The organism is Streptodolium elevatio (genome assembly GCF_040649515.1).
In the GTDB taxonomy this organism is placed as follows: Bacteria; Actinomycetota; Actinomycetes; order Streptomycetales; family Streptomycetaceae; genus Yinghuangia; species Yinghuangia elevatio.
The window spans coordinates 1-5,611 of the sequence record NZ_JBEZFP010000243.1 but is presented as its reverse complement, the minus strand read 5'-3'; the positions used below and the strand labels follow the sequence as shown (position 1 = coordinate 5,611).

The 5,611-nt window shown below is 69.8% G+C and carries 4 protein-coding genes; 2 read left to right on the top strand and 2 right to left on the bottom strand.

The window, feature by feature from the left end:
- Positions 1-173: 173 nt before the first annotated feature.
- Both AB0C36_RS42385 and AB0C36_RS42380 read right to left on the bottom strand, forming a co-directional pair.
- Positions 174-836: a peptidoglycan-binding domain-containing protein gene (locus AB0C36_RS42385; RefSeq protein WP_358364948.1), complete on the bottom strand. Its 663-nt coding sequence runs from the start codon at positions 834-836 to the stop codon at positions 174-176.
- Between the two features lie 229 nt (positions 837-1,065).
- The gene (locus AB0C36_RS42380) at positions 1,066-3,546 is read right to left on the bottom strand and encodes a prolyl oligopeptidase family serine peptidase (protein ID WP_358364946.1); all 2,481 of its coding nucleotides are present in this window, start codon (positions 3,544-3,546) and stop codon (positions 1,066-1,068) included.
- Between the two features lie 550 nt (positions 3,547-4,096).
- Here AB0C36_RS42380 and AB0C36_RS42375 point away from each other — a divergent pair.
- Together AB0C36_RS42375 and AB0C36_RS42370 are read left to right on the top strand one after the other, a co-directional pair.
- Positions 4,097-4,687, top strand: a complete 591-nt coding sequence (locus tag AB0C36_RS42375; protein WP_358364944.1) for an SMI1/KNR4 family protein — start codon at positions 4,097-4,099, stop codon at positions 4,685-4,687.
- 630 nt (positions 4,688-5,317) lie between these two features.
- Positions 5,318-5,611: hypothetical protein (locus AB0C36_RS42370; RefSeq protein WP_358364941.1), on the top strand; the 294-nt coding region annotated here is incomplete at its 3' end.

Here is a 5,611-nt window from a genome sequence, read left to right as displayed (position 1 = left end):
GCTGTTGGTTCCAGAGATCTGGAACCAACCGCAGGCCGTCAGGGCGTCGGCGACGCCAGGTGAGGCGTCTTGCGGCTACGGCGGGCCTGTGCGGACCGTCCTGCGAACGGGCGGAGCAAAGGCCGGTTCACCGCGGACCGAGTGGGCACAACCATGCGCGCCGCGAACCGCGGTCACACCATCAAGTAGTTCTCGCATTCAACCGAGAACTTCACGCGGTACTTCAGCTGCAGAATCGTCTCACGGCCGACCACACCGTCCTGGGCAATCCTTGCGTGCTTCTGGAACTTCACGACCTGGGCCCGCGTCTGCGATCCGAAGGCCCCATCGACCGTCAGAACCGTCTTGCCCGCCCACGCATTCAGCGCCCGCTGCACGCAGCGTACGGCAGGGCCCTGCGAACCGACTCGCAACGTGGGGGTGCCACCGTTGGTCGCGTCCGGCACGAGGAGTGTCTTGCACGAAAGACCCTTGACCCACCGTTGCAGACTCTTGGCGGTGGCCGCCCCCACGATCCCGTCGGACTTCAGCCCGTTGTTCGCCTGGAAGACCTTCACCTGTGCCTTGGTCGCCGGACCGAACTTCCCGTCGACGGACACGTACTTGCCCTTGCCACTCTGGGCCTTCCAGTTGTTCAGCCCTTGCTGCGCACATGTGACCGTCCTGCCCGAGGACCCCTCCGAGAGGTAGATGCCGCCCGCGTGGGCCGGCACCGTCAGCATCAGCGCCATCAGCGTGCCGATCAGCGCAACGACGCCGACGGCCAGGCTTCGCCGCGGCCTCGCGGCGACCGCTTCCCGTCTCTCCGAACCCGATCGCTGAGCGTGTTCCAACACCGTTCCTCCTTGCGCGACGAAGGCGCCCGCACCCCACGTCGGGCAGCCCCAGATCGCACACCCTTGATCACTCCCGCCGACGTCCGCTATCCGTGTCACACCCTCTATCCGCGATACGCCCCGCTGCCTCGACCGAGGGCCGCGGCGTTTCCCCCGACTCGCGGCTGGGACAATTCGACATCTGAGCGACGTCTGCTGCCGCCTGGTCGTTCGACAAGTCCCAAGCTCGCTACAGGTTTTGCTCGAGTCCGATGCCTCGCCCGGGCGTGACGTGTGGTCCGGGCCGCGGTCGCTCGGCGGCGGCGGGGGCCTTGTGTGCGGGGTGTTGGCGGCTGCGGTTGAACAGGCTGGGGCGATCGGGTGGTCCAGTGTGTGGGGGCGTCACCGCAGTGCTCTCGGCTGGGGGTTCGGGTTGTGGGGCGGGACGGGTGGCCGGCACGGTGACAGGGTCGTTTCGGTAGCGGGCGCCGGGTCCGCCGGCTGCGGTGCCGGGTCGAGCGACGGGTCCAGTGACGGTTTCGGACGCGAGGTGCTCTGGCCGTGGGGCGTCGCCTTGGGGGTGCCCGCGGCCGACTTCGGCCATCCGTCGTTCCACCACGGCGGGAGGCGCCGCGTTCTCGGGACGCGCGAAGCGCTGATTGGGGGCTTGGGCAAGGTAGGCCGTCAGGGCGGCCCTCTCGGCTTGCTGGTCGGGGCCGGTGAAGTGCCCCACGCTCGCGGTCGCGAGGTGGATCTCTCCGTCGCTGGTGGTGTCGTTCATGGCCGCGTGGGCCTTGCGTGGGCCGCGTGCGGGGACGCGCGGGTCACGGTCGTCCGCCACGAAGACCGTCAGCGGGAACGGAGTTCCGGGCTGTTCGTGGTACCCGGCGGAGTCGCGGTATGCGGCGGCGACCTCTTCGGGCGAGCCGCCGCCGAAGTACTCGGCGGTGGACTCGGCGGCGCTTCCGCTGAGCAGGTCCGAGGCGCCGCGCGACATGATCGCGGCATCGAACAGTTCCGGGTCGGCGCGTACCGCCATCAACGCGATCAGCGGGCCTTGCGAGCCGGCCGTGAGCACCATGGGGTGGTCGCCCGCGAGATGTTGCCGGGCGTAGTGCCCGGCCGCGGTGACGGCGGCGGCCGCGTTGCCGCGGTTGACCGTGGCACCGGCGCGTTGGTCTTGCCGGCCTTCGGAGCCGTCGCGGGGGAAGGGCGCGAAGATGGTGACGCCGGCGTCGAGCAGCGCGGCCGAGGCGGCGCTGTAGCTTTGGAGGTTCTCCCCGGCGAGGAAGAATCCGTTGTAGACCTCGAGTACCACCGGGCGTGGGCCGGTCGGGTCTCGGGCGGTGAAGGAGATGCCCCAGGTGGGGGTCCTTCGGGCGTCGTGTGCGGCGAAGTGGTGCAGGCGAGCGGTGACTTGGGGGAACCCGGCGGCGGCGAGCTCGGCATCGCTCCTGCCCCGCACCAGGACCGGCGCCGTGCCCGGCACGGCGGCGACCGCCCAGACACGGGGTGGATTCGCCGTCGAGTGGTGCTCGACGTAGAGCAGCGGTGTTCCGGTGCGGTCCCGCGCCGCGGTCAGGGCGGAGAACACCCCGTGCACGCCGTCCCCGCCCTCTACCGCCGTTCCCGCGAGCGGTACCGGCCAGCGGCGGCCGTCGGAGACGTCCACCATGGCCAGCCGGCTGACGCCGTGCACACGCTCGTGGAGCGCGACGACGGGCTCCCGGCCCGCAGAACGATGCAGCAGGCAGAACTGGCGCAGGACCGCCGTGTCGTGTTCCGGGACAACCTGCTGCCAGCGGTCCCGGGTCAAGGGGCCGTCGTCGTCCAGGCGGACCCGCCACAGGGCCCCTCGCCCGGGGCCGTCGCCGCTGTGCTCCAGCAGGTATCCCCACCGGCCGTTCGGATCGACCTGGATACGAGTGAACGCGTCCGTCTCCGGTTGTACGGTCCGCAGCTCGCCGCTGTCGACGTTCAGCGTGGTGACGCTGTTGGGCTGGTGCAGGCCGTGGTCCGAACCGCTGACGACCACGGTCCGGGAGCCGGGCACCCCGAACAGCTCGTAGCGCGAACGGGGCAGGCCCGTGCGCGGGTCAGGGAGGGGGCCGGGTTCATAGGTGCCGTCCCCGCGGGCACGGTAGAGCCGCAAGTGCTGCGAGAGGGTCGCGGGATCCTCGATCGAGCAGACGAAGTCCGCGCCCACCCACGCGAACCCGGCGCGGCGGGCACCCGCGACCTGGAAGAGCGACGCGGGTCCGTCCTCATTCGTGGAAGCAGGAACGATGTGCAGGACCGCCTGGTCCTCGGTGGCGCTGGCGTCCTGGACGTACGCGACGAGGCCCCCGTCAGGAGAAGGCCACCAACCGTCAGGGTAGACGTCCGGGTACACGAGCGACGGCCGCAGGTCCTCGACCAAGACACGCTCGCCCGCCTGATCCCGCGCCAGCAACCGGGTGTACGGCGACCCGGCGTCGCGCCGAGTGAAGAACTCGCGTCCGCCGGCCCGCACCGGCGGGCGTTCCCTGCCCTCGGCGTTCAACTCGGTCACGCGACGCCGGAACGCCGCGAGCTGTGCGCAAGCGAGCAGGTCGGCGAACGCCTCCGCTGTCTCGGCGCTGCGCGAGTCGTCGTCTGCCGCCGGTCCGTACGGATCGGGGAAGACCTGGCCGTCGGACGCGACAACGGTGGCCGAAGGATCACGTGATATCCCGTCCTCGTCCGTCGGCACCGGTCAAGGTTAGCCCTGGCCCGATGAGAGACCGCAGAACAAGCGTGGGCCGACTCGGCGGCTCCTCCGGCGACATCCGCATCCGCCTGTGCCGCAACCAGGCCACCGACATCTGCACCGGATGGAAGTACGACAAAGCCAGACCGAAGACCCGCGAGACCGGGATGGCCGCGCGGCGAATACGCGCGGCCGTCCCCTCGACGCGTCTGGGCCCTGGCAGTGATTGGGGGACTGTAAAACTCACGAAACCTGATCTTGGAAGTGGCGCCGAGAGATCACTGACGTGATGCCAGAGCCTGCTCAGGACAGTCCGGGCACATGCGGCTGACGGGCGCACCCAGCGCAATCTTCCGTACGGCGCCGGGACCGTCCGCGCGACTCCGCCGAACGAAGAGAGTGGGTTCCCGTATCGGAAGGGCGGACGCGTCGTACTCGACAAGAGGACCATCCAGGTTCCGTCGAGCGCCCAGGACCCAGGCTCGCTGCGGAACCGGGGCCGCGCGTACCTCATCGACACCTGCTGCCAGCCTCGGGTGACATCCTTCACCCCATGATTCAGCCGCCTCTGATTGGCATCTCGCCGGTCATCCCGCCCGTTGCCACCTCTTGGCAGCGCATCGACGCATGGCTGGCCCAGCATGCGCCGGCTCGACTTGCAGAGCTTCGCCCTCTGGCGTCGGCAGACGCGATCGACCAGCTCGAAACTGTGTTGGCCGTACGGCTTCCCGGGGACCTGCGCGAATCGCTGCTGTGCCACGACGGGGATTCGTCCTATCTCGGCATCTTGCCGTGCGGCCCGCTGTACTCCACAGATGCAATCGCCGACGTGCGTCAGGGGCGCATGGACATCTGGGAGGGCGAGGACGACCCAGACGAGCAGGAGACTCCATGGTGGGGAACGCAGTGGATCCCCTTCGCTGGGAGCGATGGCGATGAGCACTTCATAGATGCGGGTCCGGGCCTGTGGCATGGCCATCTCGGTCGCGCCGCACACGCCGACCGTGCCTGGTTCCTGGGGTGGCCGAGCTTGGGAGCGTGGCTCCACGAGGTGGCTGAGGCCATGGAAAACCATGATCGGACCAATTGGCTCGATGCGGTCGCTCATCCGGTCATGGACGTGGGCGGACGCATCGACTGGTGACCACAGGGGCGCCTGGGCGTACGCGTGGATGGGGGGCGGATGTTTCCCCCGCGGCCGTCAGCGTGGGTTTCGAGTCTGTCTGTCAGGGGGTGATCGGTGCCTGCTCTGCAACCGCGCTGCCCAAGCACGACCTCGGTCGTCAGCCTCCGAACCGCGCATGCCCACCCGGTCCACCCCGGCCGCGTACCTCGCGTACGCCGCCAGCGCCTGCTCGCGCGCCTGGTCCTCCGCCGACGGAGACGACGGCATCGGAGACGACAGCACAGCCGCTGCCGAACGTGGCTGGCGGACTGCCGGGCGCGGCGTCGGGTTTGTTTCGTCGGAGCAACCACACCGGACCGCCGACGCCGTCCGCGTCCCACTTCTCCAGCGCGGTCACGAGCACGGGCACGGCCTGATTGTGGTTGAGCGCGGTCGTGCCGCCGTACCCGTAAGGGCTCGCATAGAACGCGTGGGCGGCGACGAGGGGGTTAGCGGGGTGAAACAGATATCTCCGCGGGGGACAAACCGTAGCGGCCAGGGAAGTTATCGGGACGAACCGGAATTCGCTGTCGCGCGGTCTTCGCCCCCGCAGCGCCCCACACCGCGCCGGGCACGGTGTTGTCGTGACAGCGACATCGCGATTGCCGGGTGCGCGCCTGGACGCTCGGCGTACCGCACCGCACCGCCCGCGCCGAGGCGGCCAGGACGTCAGCCCTCCGGAACCAGCACCAGCGGCCGATGCGGTGCGCGGTGCGGTCAGGTCTCGCGGTGCTCGTCGTCGAGTTCGCGGCACACCTCGTCCAAACCCGAGACCTGCCCGCGGCCATGAGCGCTGCCAACAGTGCGCACCACCCGTGCGGGAGGGCGGGGTCAGGGCTCCGGGAGGGTGGCGGTGTCGAGGAAGAACCGGTCGATGCTGCGCACGGCGCGGGTGAAGTCGTC